Source organism: Pseudomonas sp. RIT-To-2 (assembly GCF_029623465.1).
Lineage (GTDB): Bacteria > Pseudomonadota > Gammaproteobacteria > Pseudomonadales > Pseudomonadaceae > Aquipseudomonas > Aquipseudomonas silvicola.
Genome location: NZ_JAPYKM010000042.1, coordinates 1 through 18,541, shown reverse-complemented (window position 1 = coordinate 18,541; position 18,541 = coordinate 1). Strand labels below are relative to the sequence as shown.

Here is an 18,541-nt window from a genome sequence, read left to right as displayed (position 1 = left end):
GGCTTACTCCGCTAAAGCTTGAGTGGGCGCCGAACTCAGGCGCAAGGGGCCAGCGAAGCCGACGCCGATGAGGCTGCCGTCGGCGCCCTCGGCCAGTGCCGACAGCGGCGCGGCGGCGGCCAGCGGCAAGGGTGTCAGGCCGCTGCCATCCAGGTGGCCCTGCAGCACGCCACCGGCCTGGTTGACCACCAGCAGACGCTGGCCGCTGACCAGGGCCGCGTTGATGGACACCGGCACCGGGTTGCCGACTTCCTTGAAGGCCCCGTCGCGCAGGCTGAACAGGTGGCCGCGCAGGCCGCCCAGCAACAGGCCCCCGGAGGGCAACCGGACAAGGCTGAAATAGCTCCCGTCATAGGGACTGGCCAGGGCATCGAAGTGGGCACCGTTGTCAGTGGAGCGCAACACCAGACCCTGCTCGCCGGCGACCACCACTTCACCGCCGTCCCGGGCCACCGCGTACAGGTGCAGGCCCTGGGGGTTGGGCAGGCGCCCAGCCCAGGAGGCCCAGGTGGCGCCGCCGTCCTCGGTGGCCAGGGCCAGGCCATAGGCGCCGACTACCAGGCCATGGCGCGCGTCGCTGAAGCTCAAGGCCAGCAGCGGTTTGTCGGCACCGTCGGCCACCAGCCGGCGCGCGGCCGTCAGGCGCGCGTCGTCGCCGGCCAGTTGCGCCGCCGCCAGTTCCAGCGCGGCGGCGCGGCGGCCGTCCAGTTGCAGTTGCCAGTGCTCGCCGGCATCGCCGCTGAACAGCACCACGCCGCCATGGCCAACGGCCCAGCCGCGCTGGGCGTCGACGAACTGCACGGCGGTGAGGCTGGTGCTGACCGCAACGGCTGCCTGCCGCCAGCTGACACCGTTGTTATCGGACAGCAGGATAATGCCACGCTCGCCCACCGCCACCAGCCGCGTGCCGGCGCGGCCAATGCCAAGCAAAACCCCGTGCAGGGCCTGTTGCGATTGCACGGCTGGCACGGTGAGCACGTCGAGAAGTTCAGCGGCCTGGGCGCCCTGCCCGGCCAAGGCCAGGCACAGGGCGCTGACGACAAGGGAAGTGTTCATCTCAGCGCACGCCTTCGCCGGCCAGGGCATCCGGGGTGAACACCGAGTCTTTGTAGGCCTGTACCACCCGGTACTGTTCGTTCTTGCCGGCGAAGATGTCACCGGTAAACCAGGCGCCCGACAGCAGGTCATAGAAGCCGTTGGTGAGGGTCACCACGCCAGGCATGTCCGGTAGTACCACAGGCGTGGTCCACAGCGCCTTGGCCAACTGGTTCTGGGCATCATAGCGTTCGCCCAGCACGGCGGCCCAGGTGTCTTCGTCCAGGTAGTAGGTGCTGCGCGGCATCACGTGGCGCTTGCCGGCCTTGAGCGTGGCTTGCACCACCCACACACGGTGCAGTTCCCAGCGGATATCAGCGGGGTTGAGGTGGTGCTCACCCAGCAGGTCGGTGGGGTTGCTGACCGTGAAGACCTTGTTGGAGTTGTAGGGGATGTACAGCTCCTGCTTGCCCACCAGCTTCCAGTCGAAGCCGTCGATACGGCCGTTGAACACATACAGTTCGTCGAAGCTCATCACCCCGGCGGTGGCCGGCGTCGGCGTGTCGCAGCACGCGTTGGGCAGCCGGCGAACCCGGCGCTGGCCCGGCAGGTACGTCCACACCCCAGCGTTGTTGGCGTTGAGGTTCTCGCGGCCGGTGATGGCCTCGCCAGCGCGTAGCGGCGGGCCGTCATTGACCATGCGGATGGTCCAGAACACGCCGTCCTTCTTGCCACCGTCGGGCAGGTACCAGGGCATCTGCAGGTCGGAGCGCGAGTCGTTGGTGAGCACGTGCTTGCCATCGGCGGTGGTCAGGTACTGGGTAAAGTCAGCGTGCCAGGAGGCCCCGCGCCAGCGCAGCAGGTGGTTCCAGATGGCCTCGGCGCCGGTTTTCGGGATCGGGAACGGGATACCGCCCTGGGCGTCCTGGGGCATGGGCCCAGCGTCACCGTCCACCAGCTTGCCGTTGAGGGCGTTCTTGTAGGTAGCGTCGTACACACCTTGGGGCGCGGCGGCGGTGCGGTGGGTCGGGTAGACGTCCAGGTGATAGCTATTCGGGTATTTCTTGAGCATGGCCAGGGTGCCCTGGGACAGCTTGTCGGCGTATTGGCTGGCGTTCTGGGCATTGATGGTGAACAGCGGTTTTTCCGCGGCAAAGGGGTCGCCGCGCTTGCCGCCATCCTTGTACGCCGGGTCGGCCTGGGTCAGGCCGCCGTTCCAGGCCGGAATGCTGCCACTGGCGTTGCCCGCGCGCTCGGCGCCCAGGGGCGTGAGGGTGGTCTTGAGGGTATCGGCTTCGCTCGCCGGCACCGCCGCCTGGGCGCCATGGGCCAGCAACAGCGAAGAGGCCAGGAGCAAGATCATTGGTTTCATCGTCATGTCCTCGGTTCAGAATGTACGGCTGACGCTGAAGGCCACGAAATCCCGGTCCTTGAGCGACTGTTCGAAGGTGTAGTTGTTGTTGGCATCGAGAAAGGTGTTGGCCGGCCCGTAGTAGTGGGTGTACGTCAGGCCCAGGTTCCAGGTGTTGAGGTAGTTGCCCTTGATGCCGATGTTCATGTCGCCGCCACGGTTGGTGCCAAAGGCGGTGCCCAAGGATTCCGACGCGCCGTGGGTGTAACTGATGCCCACGGGAATGCTCACGTCCATGCCAGGGAAGAACTGCCGGTACATGGGCTCGTACACCGTGCGAAAGCTCCAGGCATCGCGGTCGGCGTTGGGGTCCACGGCATCGGGGTTGCGGGTGACGCTCAGGGTGCGGTTCCAGGCCAGTTCACCGATGAAGCTCGATTCCAGCGCCATGAAGGTCGGGCCGAAACTGGCCAGCCATGACAGGTTGGCGTGCAGGGTGTGGCCTGTGGCGTAGAGCGCATCATCGGCCTCGTTGGAAATCGCCTCGCCGGCCAGCAGCGTGCGCTGGTTGGTGGACGCCAGGGGCTGGTGCCAGCGAGTGGAGAGTTCACCGGCGATGTTGAACTGGTCCACCGTGGTGGAGAAGCTCGCGCCCAAAGCCTCGACGCCTTCGGGGTACACCCAGTAGTACTCGCCGGCCTGCCCGGTGACCGGGTTGAGGTTGGCGAAGTCCGGCCGCACCAGCAGTTGCGGGCTCTTGTCGTGGAAGCGAATGGCGTAGAGGCCATAGTCGACCGTCTCGGTGCGCCATTTCAGTTGCACACCGCCCTGCCCCGAGTCCTTGGCGTTCTTGTTGCCACCGCTGTAGAACGCCAGCGGTTGGCCGCCAGGGATCACCGCGTCGCCGGCGAACAGGCGTTCGTTGCCGTTGCCGATGCTGTCGAAGCTGGAAAAGTAGCTGCCCGCCGCCGGCAGGCGGTTGGCTTCCCACTCGAACTGGTAGTAAGCGCCGACCGACACGTCCGGGGTCAACTGGAACTGGCCGGACATCTGCCGTACCGGACGAATCAGCTCCTTGAACTGGGTGTTGGGCACCGACAGGCCCTTGACCACGTCGATGGGCGCCATGCCACCGGCGATGCCGTTCATGCCGTAGAACAGGCTTTCGCCCCATTGCATGGCGTACTGGCCGATGCGGCCGGACACTGGCACATCGCCCCAGTCGGCCTTGCCGTAGATGAACGCATCGAGGATCTCGCCCTCGCGGCCATGCAGCTTGCGGGTCTGGTCGGTGAAGTGGTCGTAGTCTACCGAGGTGCTGTTGTTGGTACCCGGCGAGTTGTTGTCATTGCTCTTGTTATAGACATCGTCATACCAGGCCGCGCCGCTCACCCGGGCGCCGACATTCTTGTAGCTGATGTCGAACTCGGACAGCAGGTCCAGGCGGTCGGAAATCATGCCGCCGCTGAAGTTGCGGTCACCGTCGTCGCCATTGACCGCCGCAGTGCCGGTCGTTAGCCGGTCGCTGCGCCCCTCGGTGCGCCAGGCGGCGCTGTACTTGAGGGTGTTGTCCCAGCGGGTACTGATATCGGGGTTGCCCGTGTCGAACTGGAAGGCCTGGGCGTTGCTCGCCAGCAAGCCGAACATCATCAGGCTCAGGGCGTACGGCGGGTGCGCGCCACGCAGCACGGTGTGCAGACGTACCATGGGTGAAACCTCTCTGTTGTTCTTGTTATCAGGTTCGCTGCGGGCCTCAGGTGGGCGGGCACGCAGTCGTGTCACAAGGGGTGGTTCAGATTTCCTCTGCGGTCAGGGCCAGCATCTTGCGCACCAGGCCCACGCGGTCGAAGGCATGGTCGTGCTCGATTTCCTTGTCGCCGGCCAGGATCGAGCTTTCGCTGATGAACTTGCAGCGTTCGTAGCGACGCGCCATGAAGCGCTGCAATAGCGCCTCCACGCCTTGGCCGTGCTGCTCGCCCAGCAATTCGCCAAGCACCACCGCGTCCTCGATGGCCATGCCGGCCCCCTGGCCCAGGTGCGGGGTAGTGGCATGGGCGGCATCGCCGATCAGCAAAACCCGGCCGCGGTACCAGGGCTCGCTGACGAACACCACTTCCATGGGCTTGTAGACCACTTGGCTGCTGTCGGTGATCTGCTCGCGCAGCTCGCCGATCAGGCCGCCGAAGCCCCCCAGGCGCTGGCGCATTTGCTCTGCCAGCGTGGCGCTGTCCATCCACGGGTTGCCGGGCTCGTAGCTGGTCAGGTACAGGTACATCAGGTCGTCGGCCAGCGGGCACAGGCCGGCGTTGCCATCCGGGCCCACATAGTTGGCCAGGTGGTCGATACCGGGGGCGCGCTTGAAGTTGTGACGCCATACCGACTGGCCGGTGTGGCGCGGGGTGTAGGTATCGCCGAACAGCAGGCCGCGCACCTTGGAGAACAGGCCATCGGCGCCCACCACCAGGTGGTAGCGGCCCTGGCTTGAGTCGGTGAACGTAACGTCCACGCCCTGCTCGTCCTGGTCCAGGCGCTCGACGCTGGTGCCCAGGCGAATCCTTGTACCCAGTTCGGCAGCCCTGGTGCTGAGCACCTGGTGCAGGGCAAGGCGCGAGATACCGACGTTGGCCGGGTAATGCGGCCCGGCCAGGCGCTGCCCGGGAATGCGCGCCAGGGTGTGACCGTCAGCGTTGTACAGCGCCACGTCCTCGAACGGGAACGCAGCGTTGAGGTAACCGTCCAGCACGCCCAGGCGGGCCATTTCGCGCACCACGTTGCACTGCTGGATGATGCCGACGCCGTACACGGTCCATTCGGCCTTCAGTTCCACCAGCTCGACCTCGATGCCCTTGCGCCGCAGGGCGATGGCGGCGCACAGGCCACCGATGCCACCGCCCACGATCAGGACGTTGCTCACTGCTGTCATGGCGTTGCTCCGTATGCTTGTCATGGGGGCGTCAGGCCGGGTCGATGCAGGGGTTGCGCGAGGTGCCCAGCTTGGCGATGGTGCCTTCCATCACGTCGCCGGCTTGCAGAAAACGGTTGTAGTGAGTGCCGTTGCCCGAGGGCGAGCCGGTACAGATCAGGTCGCCAGGCAGCAGCTTCACGCTCTGGGAGATGAATTCGATGAGGCGCGCCACGTCGAAAATCATGTCGGCGCTGCTTTCGTCCTGCATCACCTGGCCGTTCAGGCGCAGGGTCAGTTGCAGTTCCTGGGGGTTGCCCACGTAGGCAGCCGGTACCAGGTAGGGGCCCATGGGCAAGAAGGTCGGGGCGTTCTTGCTGCTCAGCCAGTCCATGCCCATTTGCGGGATGTCGGGGCGAAACACCTTGGTACGCTCGGTGAGGTCGTTCACCACCACATACCCGGCTACGTGGGCCAGGGCCTGGTCGCGGCTGACCCGGTAGGTGGGCCGGCCGATGATCACCCCCAATTCCAGCTCCCAGTCGGGCTTTTTCGAGCCGGCGGGAATGATGATCGGGTCGAACGGGCCGGTCACGCTGGACGCCACCTTGTTGAACACAAACGGCTTGCCTTCGCGAGCACGCTTGTTCATCAGGTCCTCGGCATAGGCGCGGCGCTGGGTGCTGTCCATGCCGTCGGTTTCGAACTGCGGGTCATCGACGATCAGGTCCACCACGTGCTTGTGGTAGTTGGCACCCGAGCAGAAGATTTGCCGAGGCAGGTCCACCGGTGGGTGGTACCGCACCTGGCCGAGGTTCAGGAATGGCAGGCCGGCGCGGTCGGCGGCGAGCTGGCTGGCCAGGCGGTCCAGGTGGGTGAAGTTGTGTTGCCAGTCCTCCAGCAGCCCCAGCACGCTATGGGTGCCTCGCAGGTCGGCCAGGTGCGCCAGGGCGCCCACGGCCACCACTTGGTCGGCGATCACCAGCCCGGCGAAACGCGGGCTACCGGCGGCGGAAAACGTGCCCAGGGCAAAGGGCGTTTCGATCGATGGATGAGTCATTATTGTCTCCACTGTCGTGCAATGAGCTTCGAGGCTGGCGAGGGATTTGACTAATCGCATGTTCGGATGCGATGTATCGGCCTGCGCGATACCTCCCCAGCCGCCTTTTCAGGCGTGTTCCAGTAGCAACCAGCCGTCTTCGACGCGGTGCGCCAGCGCCTGCAGGCTTTCCCCCAGGCACGGTCCGTGGATGCACTCGCCGGTGTGCGGCAGGAACTGCGCGCCATGGGCGTAGCAGATGATTCGCTGGCCATCGGCGGACAGGTAACGGTCCTTGCGGTACTGCAGCGGCACGTCCAGGTGCGGGCAACGGTTGCGAAACACCCGTACCTGGCCGCCATGGCGCAGGGCAAATACCGTGTCGCTGCCCTCGCCCTGGGGGTCGAACCCCAGGGACTGGCCCTCCACCAGCCGGTCCAGCGGGCACAAGGCGATGGCCATGGTCAGCCCTGCTTCGGCGGCGGGCCGCCGGGCGCCCACTTCTCGCGGCCCGTGAACAGGAACAACTGCGAGTTATCGGCCGACATGGGCGCCTGGCGGGCGGCCCATTCGTCGTCGTGCTTGTCCATGTCGGCGTCGAATTCGATGTGGCAGCCCAGCGGGCTGTTGAAGTACCAGAACCAATTGGAGCCCAGCAGGTGGCGGCCCGGCCCCCAGAAACTGGTCCAGCCCTTGGCGGCGAAGCGCGTGCCGGCCAGCAGCACCTCGGTACCGCTGCCCAGGTGAAACGTGAAGTGCTCACAGCCCTTCATGTGCGGCGGGGTCTGGATCATGAACAGGCAATGGTGGTCATCAGCGCCGGCCGGACGCATGAACGGCCCCACGCCAACGAAGGTGTCGGTGGTACGAAAGCCCAGGCGCTGGTAGAAGGCTTCGGCCTTGGCCGAGTCCGGCACGAAGTACACCACGTGCGAAAGGGTTCGCGGCAACGCGGGCATGTCGGGGCTGATGCCGATCTGGTTGATCGGCCGCTGGGGCGCGCTGCCCGGCGCGTTGGTCAGGTCTGCACTGGCGGACAGCTCACGGCGCACGGTGACCTGAAAGGCGATGGCGAAGCCCATGTCGTCGACGCTGCGCAAGACGCCGTCGGCACCACGGGTAACGGCCCGGTCGCGGCCCAACTCGTCTTCGATGGCATCCAGGTCAGCGGCGCGGGCCACGCCATACACGGTTTCCCGAATGGACGGTGATGGCCCGAAACCTGCCGGTAGCGCGGGGTCATCGGCGCGGCGAATGACGATGGCGGTGCCGTCCAGGGCTTCGAATCGGCCGCCCTGGGCGCTGACATCCACTGGCGTCAAGCCGTAGTCGGTCAGGCAGGCGGTACAGGCAGGGATATCGTCGACGCCGAAAACCAGGGCATCAAGGCCTAGGATGTTCATGCAGACCACTCCATTGAAATGATTGTCGAGCCGCGAGTGGCGGCCGGTGGCATGCCCGGCGCACCGGGTTGCGGCACAGAGTGGCGCGGGGCCTGGCAGCTGACTAATCGTGTGTGGGGATGGGATGTATCGGCAAACGCGATACTCGTCCGGGGTCTTGACGCGGCGATGGTTTGCCGTGAAGGTATCGTGAAAACAACTACAAAAAACCGTGAGCCCGAGCCATGCGATTCAACCACCTGGACTTGAACCTGTTGGTCGCCCTCGACATTCTGCTCGAGGAACAGAACATCACCCGCGCCGCCGAGCGCCTGCACATGACTCAGTCAGCCACCAGCGGCGTGCTGGGCCGGTTGCGCACCTACTTCGAGGACGAATTGCTGGTGCAGGTCGGCCGCAAGATGCAACCCACGCCCTATGCCGAGGAGCTGATGGAACCGGTGCGCGATGTGCTGTTGAAGATTCGCTCCTCCATCACCAGCAAACCGGCCTTCGACCCCGCCACCAGCAAACGCCATTTCCGCCTGGTGACCTCCGATTACCTGATCACCGTGCTGCTGGCCCGGGTCATCGAGCGCATCAGCCACCAGGCCCCCTTCATCACCTTCGAAATGCTCGGCCCGGGCGACAATTCCAGCGAACTGCTGATCCGCGGCGAGGTGGACCTGATGATCGTGCCTGAGCGCTACGTGCTGGAGGACCACCCCTCGCAATTGCTGTTCGAGGAAGAGCACGTGTGCGCCGTGTGGACCGGCAACCACCAGGTGGGTGACAGCCTGACCCTGGAGCAGTACCTGGACATGGGCCACGTGTCGGTAGGCTTCGGTCGCACCCGGCACCTGAGCATCGAGGAATGGTTCATGAACCAGTATGGCGTCAGCCGCCGGCTGGAAGTGATCACCAACGACTTCAACACCCTGCCACAACTGATCATCGGCACCCAGCGCATCGCCACCATGCATGGCCGGCTGGCACGCTTGTATGCCGAGCACCTGCCCCTGCGGATATTGCCCACGCCGGTGAAGATACCGCTGATGCGCGAGTTCATGCTATGGCACCGGACCATGGAAGGCGACCCGATGCACCGGTGGCTGCGCGAGCAGATCGGCGGGATCATCCAAGGGTTGGAGCAGCGGCTGGCGGCTTGAATGCTGGCGGTGGCCAGAGCCATGCAGGTGTTTCCCCCGGGTTGTCGCGAAACATCTGCATGCACCTGGCCGCCAGGTTTCGATGCCATCAATACTTGCCCATCAACCTAATCTGTTTCCCCACACCCCCCAAGCGCCCCTACCCTCGCCTCGTACCCATGATGACAGCGAGCCGGTCCGATGAGCGCCCTTCACCTGCACTGCAAGACCCTGTTCGACAGCACCAGCCTGTCGCCCCGCACCCAGCAGACCCTGGTCGCCGAGCACGGCGTGCTCACCTACGTGGGCCCCACCGCCCAGGCACCCGCCCCCCGGGCCGGCGATACCCGGGTGGACGCCGGCGAGCATTTCGTCATGCCTGGCCTGGTGGACGTGCATACCCACCTGGCCTTCGGCAACGCCCAGAGCGAGGAAGACATCGATATCTGGACCAGCGACGAATTCCGCGCCCTGCGTGGCATGTTCTTCGCCCAGCATGTGCTGGCGGCGGGCGTCACCAGCATGGTGTGCCCCGGCGACAGCGGCCAGCTGAGCATTTCCGTGCGCAACGCCATCAATGCCGGACTGTTCGATGGCCCCCGGGTGGCGGCCAGCAGCCGGGTGATCACCAACCGCCAGAGCCTCAACGACTGGTTCCCCAGCCGCGTCGGTGCGCCGGAGTATTTCACCGCGCGCCTGGTGACCAGCCGCAGCGAGGCCATCGCCGAGATCCGCACCCAGGCCAAGGACGGCGTCGACCTGATCAAGATCGCCATGGACGGCACCCACCGCCGCCCCGACGGCTCGATCGTCGCGGCCTTCACCGCCGACGAGACCCGCGAAATGGTCGACGAAGCCCACCGCCTGGGCTGCAAGGTCGCCACCCACGCCTATGGTCGCGAGGCAGTGCTGTATGCCGCCAAGGCCGGGGTGGACCTGGTATTCCATGCCTTCTACATGGACGACGACTGCATCGAGGCGCTGTTGCAAGCCGGTTGCATTCTGGCGCCGACCATGACCTTCCCGCAGAACACCGTGGACTTCTGCCAACCCCACGACCCGGCGATCAGCACGGGGTATGCCGCTTACTGCGCGCGCACCCTGGAGGTGGGCTCGGCAGTGCTCAAGCGCGCCAAGGCCGCCGGTATTCCCTTTGCCTGCGGCAGTGACTCGGGCTTCGCCGTGACGCCCTATGGCGAATGGCATGCCCGGGAGCTGGAACTGCTGGTCAAGCGCCTGGGGTTCACCCCGGCTGAAGCCCTGTTCGCCGCCACGCACGTTGGCGCACGCTGCATGCCCAAGGGCGACACACTGGGCACGCTGGAGGTGGGCAAACAGGCCGACTTCCTGGTGCTGGATGGCTCGCCGCTGGACGACATCCGCCTGCTCCAGGACCGCAGCCGCTTCAAGGCCGTGTACAAGGCCGGGCAAGCGGTGAACCTGACGCGCAGCCCCTACAACCCCAAACAGGTGTCGGACTTCAACTCGCTGAAGTGGACCGACCTCTACACCCGCGACCGTGTCACCCAACTGGGAAAATGGACCGTATGAACCTTCTCGACCTGCACACCGCCACCCTGATCGCCCGCCAGGCCATTGCCAGTGGCCGCGAGCTGGGCCTGCGCCCCTTGGCTGCCGCCGTGCTCGACGCCGCTGGCCACCCATTGGTGGTGCTGCGCGACGAACACGCCAGTTTTCTGCGCCCGCAGATCGCCACCGGCAAGGCCCGCGGCTGTCTGGGCATGGGCCTGGGTGGCCGCGAACTGGCGCGCCGGGCCCATGCAATGCCGGCGTTCTTCGACGCCATCAACAGCCTCACCGATGGTCAGGTGATCCCAGTGGCGGGGGGCGTGCTCATTCGCAATGCCCAAGGGCTGCTGCTGGGGGCCATCGGCATCAGCGGCGACACCTCCGACAACGACGAACGCGCTGCTCTTGCCGCTATCGACAACGCCGGGCTGGTGGCCGATACCGGTGACGCTCAGGTCTGATTCAACCCCGCCGCCTGTTCTGCCAACAGGCCGCGAAACCAGGCCAGCGCCGGGTCATCCTGCTGGTAGGGATGCCACTGCAGCACTTGCAGCGCCTCGGGAAAGTCCAGCGGGGCCGGCAATACTCGCAACGGGTAGGTGCTGGCAAACTGTTCAGCCTGGCGGCGAAACACCGTGGCCACCCGTTGGCTGCCGGTGACAAAGGCCGGCATCAGGGAAAAACTCTCCAGCGCTACACCCACCTTGCGCTCGATGCCTCGCTCGGCCAAATACACCGCGTCCATCGCCAGGGTGCGGCCATCTGCGAATTCGCGTACCACGTGCTCAGCCTCGCGGTACGCGGCCAGCGTCAGGCCCCGTTCATACACCGGCGCCTGGGCGCAGACAATGCAGCACCACTGGTCCACCAGCAATGGCGCATGGGGGTATTCGTTATTAAGGCGCCGCTGGGGCACGATCACGCAGTCACTACGGCGGTAGTCCAGCGCTTCGCTGACCGCATCGCCGCCACGCGGCAACGGCAGGTCACGCAGGGCCAGGCGTACCCCTGGCGCCGCCCGCGCCACTGCCCGGCTGACCGCTGGCATCAATACCGCCGCCACATAATCGGATGCCACCACGGTAAACCGGCGCTGGCACTGGCGTGGGTCGAACGCTGCGGGAGGGTCGACCAGGGCACGAGTCAACGCCAGCGCTTCGCGCACCTTGGGCAACAACCCCCGCGCCCGCGCGGTGGGCTCCAGACGACGGCCGACGGGCACCAGCAGCGGATCATTGAAATGCTCGCGCAGCCGGCCCAACGCCGAACTGGTGGCCGACTGGCCCAGGTTCAGCCGCTCGGCGGCGCGGGTGACATTGCATTCGGACAGCAGGGCTTCGAGGGCAACCATCAAGTTCAGGTCGAGACGGTGGTAGCGCATGGAGGGGATCCGGGTTCGAAGAGGGCCAGCCGATACCGTATTGCGGGTGGGGGGCAGTGACTAATCGATTTCGGTGCAGGCGAGGTATTGGCGGAGTCGATACCTGGAGGGGGTCGCTACAGGTAGGCAAACCCCGGGGCTCTGCATCAAACAGCCACGTCACGCACCCAGCCGTTCGTTACCTCGGCACGCTCATTGGCACGCGCGCTCATGCAACGAGGCTACCGATTGCACATCCTTTCGCCTAGTTGTACGATGTCCGTCAACATCAAGCCGTCAGGCTTTCTCAGAACAATCTGAAGAACCAGGAGATCACGATGTCCACCCTTCTCGGCCATAACTTCATCGCCGGCAGCCGCAGCGCCCAGGGCAGCAAACAGTTGCAGAGCCTGGACGCCACCACCGGCGAAGCGCTACCTTATGCCTTCATTCAAGCCACCGAAGGCGAAGTCGACGCTGCCTGCCGCGCCGCCGAAGCGGCCTTCGATGAGTTCCGCCACCTGAGCCCAGCTCGCCGTGCCGAGTTCCTGGATGCCATTGCGGATGAAATCGACGCCCTGGGCGACGACTTCGTGGCTATCGTATGCCGCGAGACTGCCCTGCCCGCCGGCCGCATTCAAGGTGAGCGCGGCCGCACCAGCGGCCAGATGCGCCTGTTCGCCAAGGTGCTGCGCCGGGGCGACTTCCTGGGTGCACGCATTGACCAGGCGCTGCCGGACCGCAAACCACTGCCCCGCGTGGACCTGCGCCAATACCGCGTGGGCGTGGGCCCGGTGGCCGTGTTCGGTGCCAGCAACTTCCCGCTGGCCTTCTCCACCGCCGGTGGCGACACCGCCGCGGCCCTGGCCGCTGGCTGCCCCGTCGTGTTCAAGGCCCACAGTGGCCACATGGCCACCGCTGACCAGGTCGCCAGCGCGATCATCCGCGCCGCGGAAAAGACCCGCATGCCCAAGGGCGTGTTCAACATGATCTACGGCGGTGGCGTTGGCGAGTGGCTGGTCAAGCACCCGGCCATCCAGGCCGTGGGCTTCACCGGTTCCCTGAGCGGCGGCAACGCCCTGTGCAAGATGGCCGCCGAACGCCCGCAACCGATCCCGGTATTCGCCGAAATGTCGAGCATCAACCCCGTGGTGTTGCTGCCCCAGGCCCTGGCCACCCGTGGCGAGGCCGTGGCCAAGGAGCTGGCGGCTTCGGTGGTCATGGGCTGTGGTCAGTTCTGCACCAACCCGGGCCTGGTCATCGGCGTCAGTTCGCCGGCCTTCACCGCCTTCCTGAGCCAGTTGCAGGAACAGATGGCCGCCCAGGCGCCGCAGACCATGCTCAACGCAGGCGGCCTGCGCAGCTACACCCAAGGCCTGGAACACCTGGCGGCCCACCCGGGCGTCACTCACCTGGCCGGCGAACCGCAATCGGGCAGTCAAGCGCGCCCGCAGCTGTTCAAGGCGGACGTGTCGTTGCTGCTCAAGGGCGATGAACTGCTGCAGGAAGAAGTGTTCGGGCCGACCACCATCGTCATCGAAGCCAAGGACGACGCCCAACTCAAGGCCGCCCTGCAGGGCCTGCGCGGCCAACTGACCGCCACCTTGATCGGCGAGAACGACGACCTGGTGGCCTACCAGTGGCTGGTACCTCTGCTGGAACAGAAGGTCGGGCGTATTCTGGTCAACGGCTATCCTACTGGCGTGGAAGTCTGCGATGCCATGGTCCATGGCGGCCCGTACCCCGCCACCTCCGATGCGCGCGGCACGTCGGTGGGCACCCTGGCCATCGACCGTTTCCTGCGCCCGGTGTGCTACCAGAACTACCCCGAGGCGCTGCTGCCCGAGGCCCTGCGCAACAGCAACCCGCTGGGGCTCAAGCGTCTGGTCAATGGTGAGTGGAGTGATGCCTCGCTGTAAGGCATGACGCACGGGTTGCAGCACCGCTTGCTGGCGAAAAGAGCAACGCGGTCTGCCTGACCGATGGGCCGCGCGTCCAAGGCGCGGCGTACTATCAGGCACACCGCGCTCCGGCACGGTGTGAGCGCTACGGGCGCGGTGGGGTCAACAGGGCGCGGGTGGCGTGATAGGCCAATGCCAACCGTTCAACGCTCCCCAACGTCCCGTAGGGCATTTCCACACTCACGTGCACACCTTGCGGCAACGCCGCCATCAACTCGGCCAAGGGCAATTGCCCCTGGCCCGGTGGCAACCGCCCCTCCCTGGCTTCAGCGATAATCCCCTCTTCGGGCGGTGCCTGCAGCGGCGCATCGCACAGTTGCACACTGCGCAGCCAGCGTGGGTCGACTTCCTCGAGCATGGCCACCGTCCCGCCACTGCGAAACAGGTGCAGGGCATCCAGCAAAATGCCCCCGTTATCCTGCCCGGCGCCTTCGACGATCTGCCGTGCCTGCGCCAGGTTCGCCACCGCGCGCCAGCGCATGAATTCCAGTTCCACCCGCACACCGTAACCCGCCGCCAACTGGCACAGGGCTGCGTAGTGGTCGGTCAGCCGGGAAAACTCGCGATCGTCCCCAGACACCGTCAGGCTGCCGGCACCCAGGTCGGCGCCGGCCTCCAGCAGCGGTGCCAACGCCTGAATATCCACCTGAGGCGTCAGCTCGACGAACTCGATGTCCGCCACCCGCATGCCTTCCTCCGCCAACACAGCCTTCAGGCTGCGCCGCGCGGCCGCCTCCAGCGGGTAGCACACCCCCCCTGCCATGGCGGGGTGCAGACGCACGCCTACCGCAGAAAAACCAGCCCCCGCGGCCTGGCGAACCAGGTCGGCGGGGGCCAGTTGCAGCGCGGTCAGATGAGCCACGCCAAGGGCCATCAGTACGTGGCCCTGCCGCCGCTGAGGTCAAAGACAAAGCCGGTGGTGAAGCTGCACTCCGGGCCGGCGATCCAGGTCACCATGTTGGCGATTTCCTCGATCTGCAGGAAGCGGCCCATCGGGATCTTGGCCTTGCTGGCGGCGATGTGCTCAGGGGTCATTTCCGCCATCAGGCCGGTTTCCACCATGGCCGGGGCAATGCAGTTGAGCAGCACGCCGTCCTGGGCCAGTTCCTTGGCCGCCGACTTGGTGAAGGCAATCACACCGGCCTTGGCCGCCGAGTAAGCGGAGATGTACTGCACACCGTCCTTGCCGGCCATGGAGGCGACATTGACGATACGCCCGTACTTGCGTTCACGCATGTGCGGGATGGCAGTGCGGCAGCAATAGAAGACACCGGTCAGGTCAATGGCCAGCACCTGGTCCCAGGCCTCCACCGGATAGTTCCACGACTCCACCACCGGGCCGTTGATGCCGGCGTTGTTGACCAGGATATCGACCCGGCCCAGTTGGTTGACCACCTCGGCAAAGGCTGTTTCCACCGACTCAAGCGAAGCCACGTTCACGGCCTGACGCAACGCGGGGGTGAAGCCGGCAGCGCTGGCGTCCCAATGGTCGACGTTCAAGTCCCAGATCACGATGTTGGCACCCGCCTGGCGCAGACGCTTGGCGATGCCCAGGCCGATGCCGCGCATGCCGCCGGTGATGATGGCCGTCTGGCCTTCCAGATGTTGACTCATGTGACGCTCCTTTCAAAGGTTCGGGATATCGGGCAGACGCTTGAGGTCTGTCACCAGGAAGAGGTAGCAGCCGGCACCGCACAGGGTCACCAGCGAGATAAAGGCCAGCGCCCAGACGAACGAGCCAGTCAGGGTGACGATGATGCCGATCACCAGTGGGATGACGATGCCGGCGGCGTTGGCAAACAGGTTGAACAGGCCGCCGCTGAGGCCGATCAGGCCTTTGGGGGCGATGTCGGACACGATCATCCAGGCCAGCGCCGACATGCCCTGGGCGAAATAGGCCACGCACAGAATCGCGACCACCAGGGCATCGGACTGCACGTAGTTGGCCAGCACGATCACCGAGGACGCCAGCAGCCCGGTGATCACCGGGACCTTGCGCGCCAGGTTCAGGGAAATGCCGCGGCGCAGCATGCTGTCCGACAGCCAGCCACCCACCAGGGTGCCCGCCGAGGCCGCGATGAAGGGCAGCACCGCCACCCAACCTACCTTCAGCCAGGGCATGTGCCGCTCGGTGACCAGGTAGGTCGGAAACCAGGTCAGGAAAAACACGTTGGTGGAGTTGCAGGCGAACTGGCCCAGGCAAATGCCCAGCATGTTGCGCTGCTTGAGCAGTTGCGGGATCTGCGACCAGGCGAAACGCGTGGCCTTCTGCCCACCGTCGACCACCCCGCCGCCGGCTGCGATGTAGTCCAGTTCAGCCTGGTTGGCCTGTTTGGACTGGTGCGGCTCATGGAACTTGCGCCACCACACCAACCCATACAGCACCCCGACAATGCCCACGGCCATCAACAGGAAGCGCCAGCCGTAAGCATGCAACACCCAGAACAGCAAGGGCGTCAGAAACGCCAGGCCGCAGTATTCGGCCAGGGTGTAGATGCTGGTGGCACGGGCCCGTTCGCTCTGGGGAAACCAGGTGGCCACCACCCGGCTGTTAGTGGGGAAGCAGGGCGCTTCGGTGGCGCCGATCAACAGGCGAATGCCCAGCAGCGAGGCGAAGCCGGTGGCCAGGCCTTGCAGGCCGGTGAACAGCGACCACAGGGTCAACGCCAGCCAATAGGTGAGCTTGGTGCCCAGGCGGTCGAGCAGGATGCCACCGGGGATTTGCGCGGCGGCGTAGGTCCAGGAGAACGCCGAGAAAATCAGGCCCATCATCGCCGCGTTCAGGCCCAGGTCCGCACTGATGCTTGGGGCGGCGATACCCATCACGCTGCGGTCCAGGTAATTGATGGTGGTACCGCCGGCGATCAGCGCCAGGATCATGAAGCGGGTGCGGCTGCGCGCTTCCACCGCCGGGGCGGCGGCGCGGTACGCAGGGAGTTCGAAGTTGCGGTCGGCACTCATGAGGTTTACCTCTTGTTATTGTTGTTGCACAGGCATTTCAGTACAGCGTTCAGCGGAACCCGAACAGGCGCCGCGGTGTTTCCCACATCACCTGGCGCCGCACATGGGCGTCAGGCATGAACTGTTCGGCGAGCTTGAGCAGCGGGCCATAGTCGACACGTTGCTGGGCCCGCAGGAACGGCCAGTCCGAACCCCACACGCAGGCCTCGGGGCCAAACGCGCCCAACAGGGCTTGAACGTAGGTCAGGGTGTCTTCGAACACGCTGTCCATGGGCGCGAATTTCTGCATGCCCGAGATCTTCACCGTGGCGCGGCCCCGCTCGGCCAGGCGCAGCAAGGCCTGAAAGCCGGGCTGGTACAGGCCCTGTTCGATCTCCGGGCGCCCGCAATGGTCGATCAGCAGGCGCACGTCGCTCTGGTCGATCAGTTCCAGCAATTGGACCAGTTGGTCGCCCACCGTCTGGATCTGCGCGAACATGCCCAATTCCGCCAGTTTGGGCAGCAGCGCTTCGGCGCCCGCCATCACGGTCAGGCCTTCGGTGGCCGGGTTGAATGCCACGCCTACCACCCCTTTGCGCTGGTAGGTGGCCAAGGCTTCCAGGCTGATGTCGTGGTCGACCACCACCACACCCTTGTAGCGGCCTTCGCCAGTGGCAAGGGCCTGCAGCAGCAAGCGGTTGTCGCCGCGGTAGCCGCTGGTGGGTTGCACCAGCAGCGCGTGCCGCACTCCATAGGCGTCGAGCACTCGGTTGAACTGGTTGAGGGTGCCGACTTCCTGGCCGGCCGGGCGGTAAATGGTATTGGCCAGGTAGGGAAACTGAGCCGGGTCGAACAGGTGGTTGTGGCAGTCGATCTTGGGTTCGTCAAAAATGCTCATTGCACGGCCTGCACCGGGTGGGAATGGCAACAGGCTACAAAAAACCCCCGCCCATGGCTCATACTCAGATGGCGCAAACCATAACCAAAGGTTAATTACCCGTTCATGGCCCAGACTCTGCCCTCCGCGGACACCCCCGAAGCCGGCAACATGGCGTTCAAGCTGCGTCACATGGAGGTCTTCCGTGCGGTGATGCTCACCGGCTCCATCAGCGGCGCAGCGAAGATGCTCTATGTCTCGCAACCGGCGGTCAGCAAGCTGATCGCGTACATTGAAAGCCGCCTGGCCTTGCGCCTGTTCGACCGCATCAATAACCGCCTGGTGCCCACCAGCGAGGCTCAGGCGCTGTACCGTGAAGTGGAGCGTGTGTACCAGGCGGCGCTGTGGGTGAACGAGTGCGCCCAGTCCCTGGCCACCACCCCCAACCGCCAACTGCGGGTGTGCTGCAGCGCATCGCTGTCTACCGTGGTACTGCCCCACGCCCTGGCCGAGCTAAAACGCCAGGTGCCTGCCATGCACATCGAGTGGCACACCACCCTGATGAGCGACATGCCCGTGCAGTTGCTGGGCAAGAAAGTCGACCTGTCCATCTCGGCCTTGCCGGTGCTGCACGACCACCTGTACTCGCTGCCCTTCATGCGCGGGCGCATGGTGTGCGTGCTGCCGCCGGGACACGCGCTGGAAAGCCAGCCGGTGATCGAAATGGCGCACCTGGCGCGCGAGCCGATGTTGCTGTTTCGCCCCGACATTCCGTTCGGCCAACTGATCAACCGGGCGATCGAGCGCAGCGGCGTGACCTTGAATTCGTTCCTGGACTTCACCAATGCGCCGGAAGCGGTGGCGCTGGTGAAGCAAGGCATGGGCGTGACCATCATCGATGAATTCGTGGCCCAGGACAGCGGTCTGGTGGTCAAGCCGCTGGCCGACGAGATCGGTTTTGATATCAGCTTTGTGTTTTCGCGGTTCGACCCGCTGCCGGAGGCGGCGCGGCGGAT

General features: G+C 65.5%; 17 protein-coding genes. 5 read left to right on the top strand and 12 right to left on the bottom strand.

The window, feature by feature from the left end; genetic code table 11:
* Window positions 1-3 precede the first annotated feature (3 nt).
* The 7 genes from QBK88_RS26605 to QBK88_RS26575 form a co-directional block, all read right to left on the bottom strand.
* Window positions 4-1,056, bottom strand: a complete 1,053-nt coding sequence (locus QBK88_RS26605) for a YCF48-related protein (RefSeq protein ID WP_277964385.1) — start codon at window positions 1,054-1,056, stop codon at window positions 4-6.
* Window position 1,057: 1 nt separating this feature from the next.
* Window positions 1,058-2,413, bottom strand: coding sequence for a DUF1329 domain-containing protein (locus QBK88_RS26600; protein ID WP_268142094.1), 1,356 nt, complete (start codon window positions 2,411-2,413; stop codon window positions 1,058-1,060).
* A 9-nt stretch (window positions 2,414-2,422) separates the two neighbouring features.
* On the bottom strand, window positions 2,423-4,036 hold the full coding sequence (locus QBK88_RS26595) for a DUF1302 domain-containing protein (protein ID WP_445765006.1): 1,614 nt from the start codon (window positions 4,034-4,036) through the stop codon (window positions 2,423-2,425).
* A gap of 142 nt (window positions 4,037-4,178) precedes the next feature.
* Window positions 4,179-5,309 (bottom strand): FAD-dependent oxidoreductase, encoded by a 1,131-nt coding sequence (locus QBK88_RS26590; protein ID WP_277964383.1) that lies wholly within the window; start codon window positions 5,307-5,309, stop codon window positions 4,179-4,181.
* Between the two features lie 31 nt (window positions 5,310-5,340).
* Window positions 5,341-6,348, bottom strand: a complete 1,008-nt coding sequence (locus QBK88_RS26585) for a fumarylacetoacetate hydrolase family protein (RefSeq protein WP_277964382.1) — start codon at window positions 6,346-6,348, stop codon at window positions 5,341-5,343.
* Window positions 6,349-6,456: 108 nt separating this feature from the next.
* Entirely contained in the window at window positions 6,457-6,789 is a 333-nt protein-coding gene (locus QBK88_RS26580) for a Rieske 2Fe-2S domain-containing protein (protein WP_277964381.1), read from the bottom strand.
* Between the two features lie 2 nt (window positions 6,790-6,791).
* Window positions 6,792-7,730, bottom strand: coding sequence for a VOC family protein (locus tag QBK88_RS26575; RefSeq protein ID WP_268142089.1), 939 nt, complete (start codon window positions 7,728-7,730; stop codon window positions 6,792-6,794).
* A gap of 224 nt (window positions 7,731-7,954) precedes the next feature.
* Here QBK88_RS26575 and QBK88_RS26570 point away from each other — a divergent pair, with 224 nt between their 5' ends.
* The 3 genes from QBK88_RS26570 (at window position 7,955) to QBK88_RS26560 (ending at window position 10,848) form a co-directional block, all read left to right on the top strand.
* A complete protein-coding gene (locus QBK88_RS26570) occupies window positions 7,955-8,878 on the top strand; it encodes a LysR family transcriptional regulator (RefSeq protein ID WP_277964380.1) in 924 nt (307 codons plus the stop codon).
* 180 nt (window positions 8,879-9,058) lie between these two features.
* The gene (locus QBK88_RS26565; RefSeq protein ID WP_277964379.1) at window positions 9,059-10,408 is read left to right on the top strand and encodes an amidohydrolase family protein; all 1,350 of its coding nucleotides are present in this window, start codon (window positions 9,059-9,061) and stop codon (window positions 10,406-10,408) included.
* Window positions 10,405-10,848 carry a heme-binding protein gene (locus QBK88_RS26560; RefSeq protein WP_277964378.1) on the top strand — a complete coding sequence of 148 codons (444 nt, stop codon included), beginning with the start codon at window positions 10,405-10,407 and terminating at the stop codon, window positions 10,846-10,848. The genes QBK88_RS26565 and QBK88_RS26560 overlap by 4 nt, the downstream gene beginning before the upstream one ends.
* Here the strand turns inward: QBK88_RS26560 and QBK88_RS26555 are convergent.
* Window positions 10,839-11,768: a LysR family transcriptional regulator gene (locus tag QBK88_RS26555; RefSeq protein ID WP_277964377.1), complete on the bottom strand. Its 930-nt coding sequence runs from the start codon at window positions 11,766-11,768 to the stop codon at window positions 10,839-10,841. The two genes, QBK88_RS26560 and QBK88_RS26555, sit on opposite strands and share 10 nt — an antisense overlap.
* Window positions 11,769-12,085: 317 nt before the next feature.
* Here QBK88_RS26555 and QBK88_RS26550 point away from each other — a divergent pair, with 317 nt between their 5' ends.
* Entirely contained in the window at window positions 12,086-13,666 is a 1,581-nt protein-coding gene (locus QBK88_RS26550; protein WP_277964376.1) for an aldehyde dehydrogenase (NADP(+)), read from the top strand.
* A gap of 127 nt (window positions 13,667-13,793) precedes the next feature.
* On the opposite strand, the gene QBK88_RS26545 is transcribed toward QBK88_RS26550, so the two are convergent.
* Genes QBK88_RS26545 through QBK88_RS26530 form a run of 4 tightly spaced genes read right to left on the bottom strand, consistent with a single transcriptional unit; the run spans window position 13,794 to window position 17,546 of the window.
* A complete protein-coding gene (locus tag QBK88_RS26545) occupies window positions 13,794-14,585 on the bottom strand; it encodes a sugar phosphate isomerase/epimerase family protein (protein WP_277964419.1) in 792 nt (263 codons plus the stop codon).
* The gene (locus tag QBK88_RS26540) at window positions 14,582-15,322 is read right to left on the bottom strand and encodes an SDR family oxidoreductase (RefSeq protein ID WP_277964375.1); all 741 of its coding nucleotides are present in this window, start codon (window positions 15,320-15,322) and stop codon (window positions 14,582-14,584) included. Before QBK88_RS26540 ends, QBK88_RS26545 begins: the two co-directional genes overlap by 4 nt.
* A 12-nt stretch (window positions 15,323-15,334) precedes the next feature.
* Complete coding sequence (locus QBK88_RS26535) at window positions 15,335-16,669, bottom strand: MFS transporter (RefSeq protein WP_445765005.1); 1,335 nt, start codon at window positions 16,667-16,669, stop codon at window positions 15,335-15,337.
* Window positions 16,670-16,718: 49 nt separating this feature from the next.
* Window positions 16,719-17,546, bottom strand: coding sequence for an amidohydrolase family protein (locus QBK88_RS26530; RefSeq protein ID WP_268142082.1), 828 nt, complete (start codon window positions 17,544-17,546; stop codon window positions 16,719-16,721).
* A 105-nt stretch (window positions 17,547-17,651) separates the two neighbouring features.
* Here QBK88_RS26530 and QBK88_RS26525 point away from each other — a divergent pair.
* On the top strand, window positions 17,652-18,541 hold an 890-nt coding region (locus QBK88_RS26525; RefSeq protein ID WP_277964374.1), incomplete at its 3' end, for a LysR substrate-binding domain-containing protein.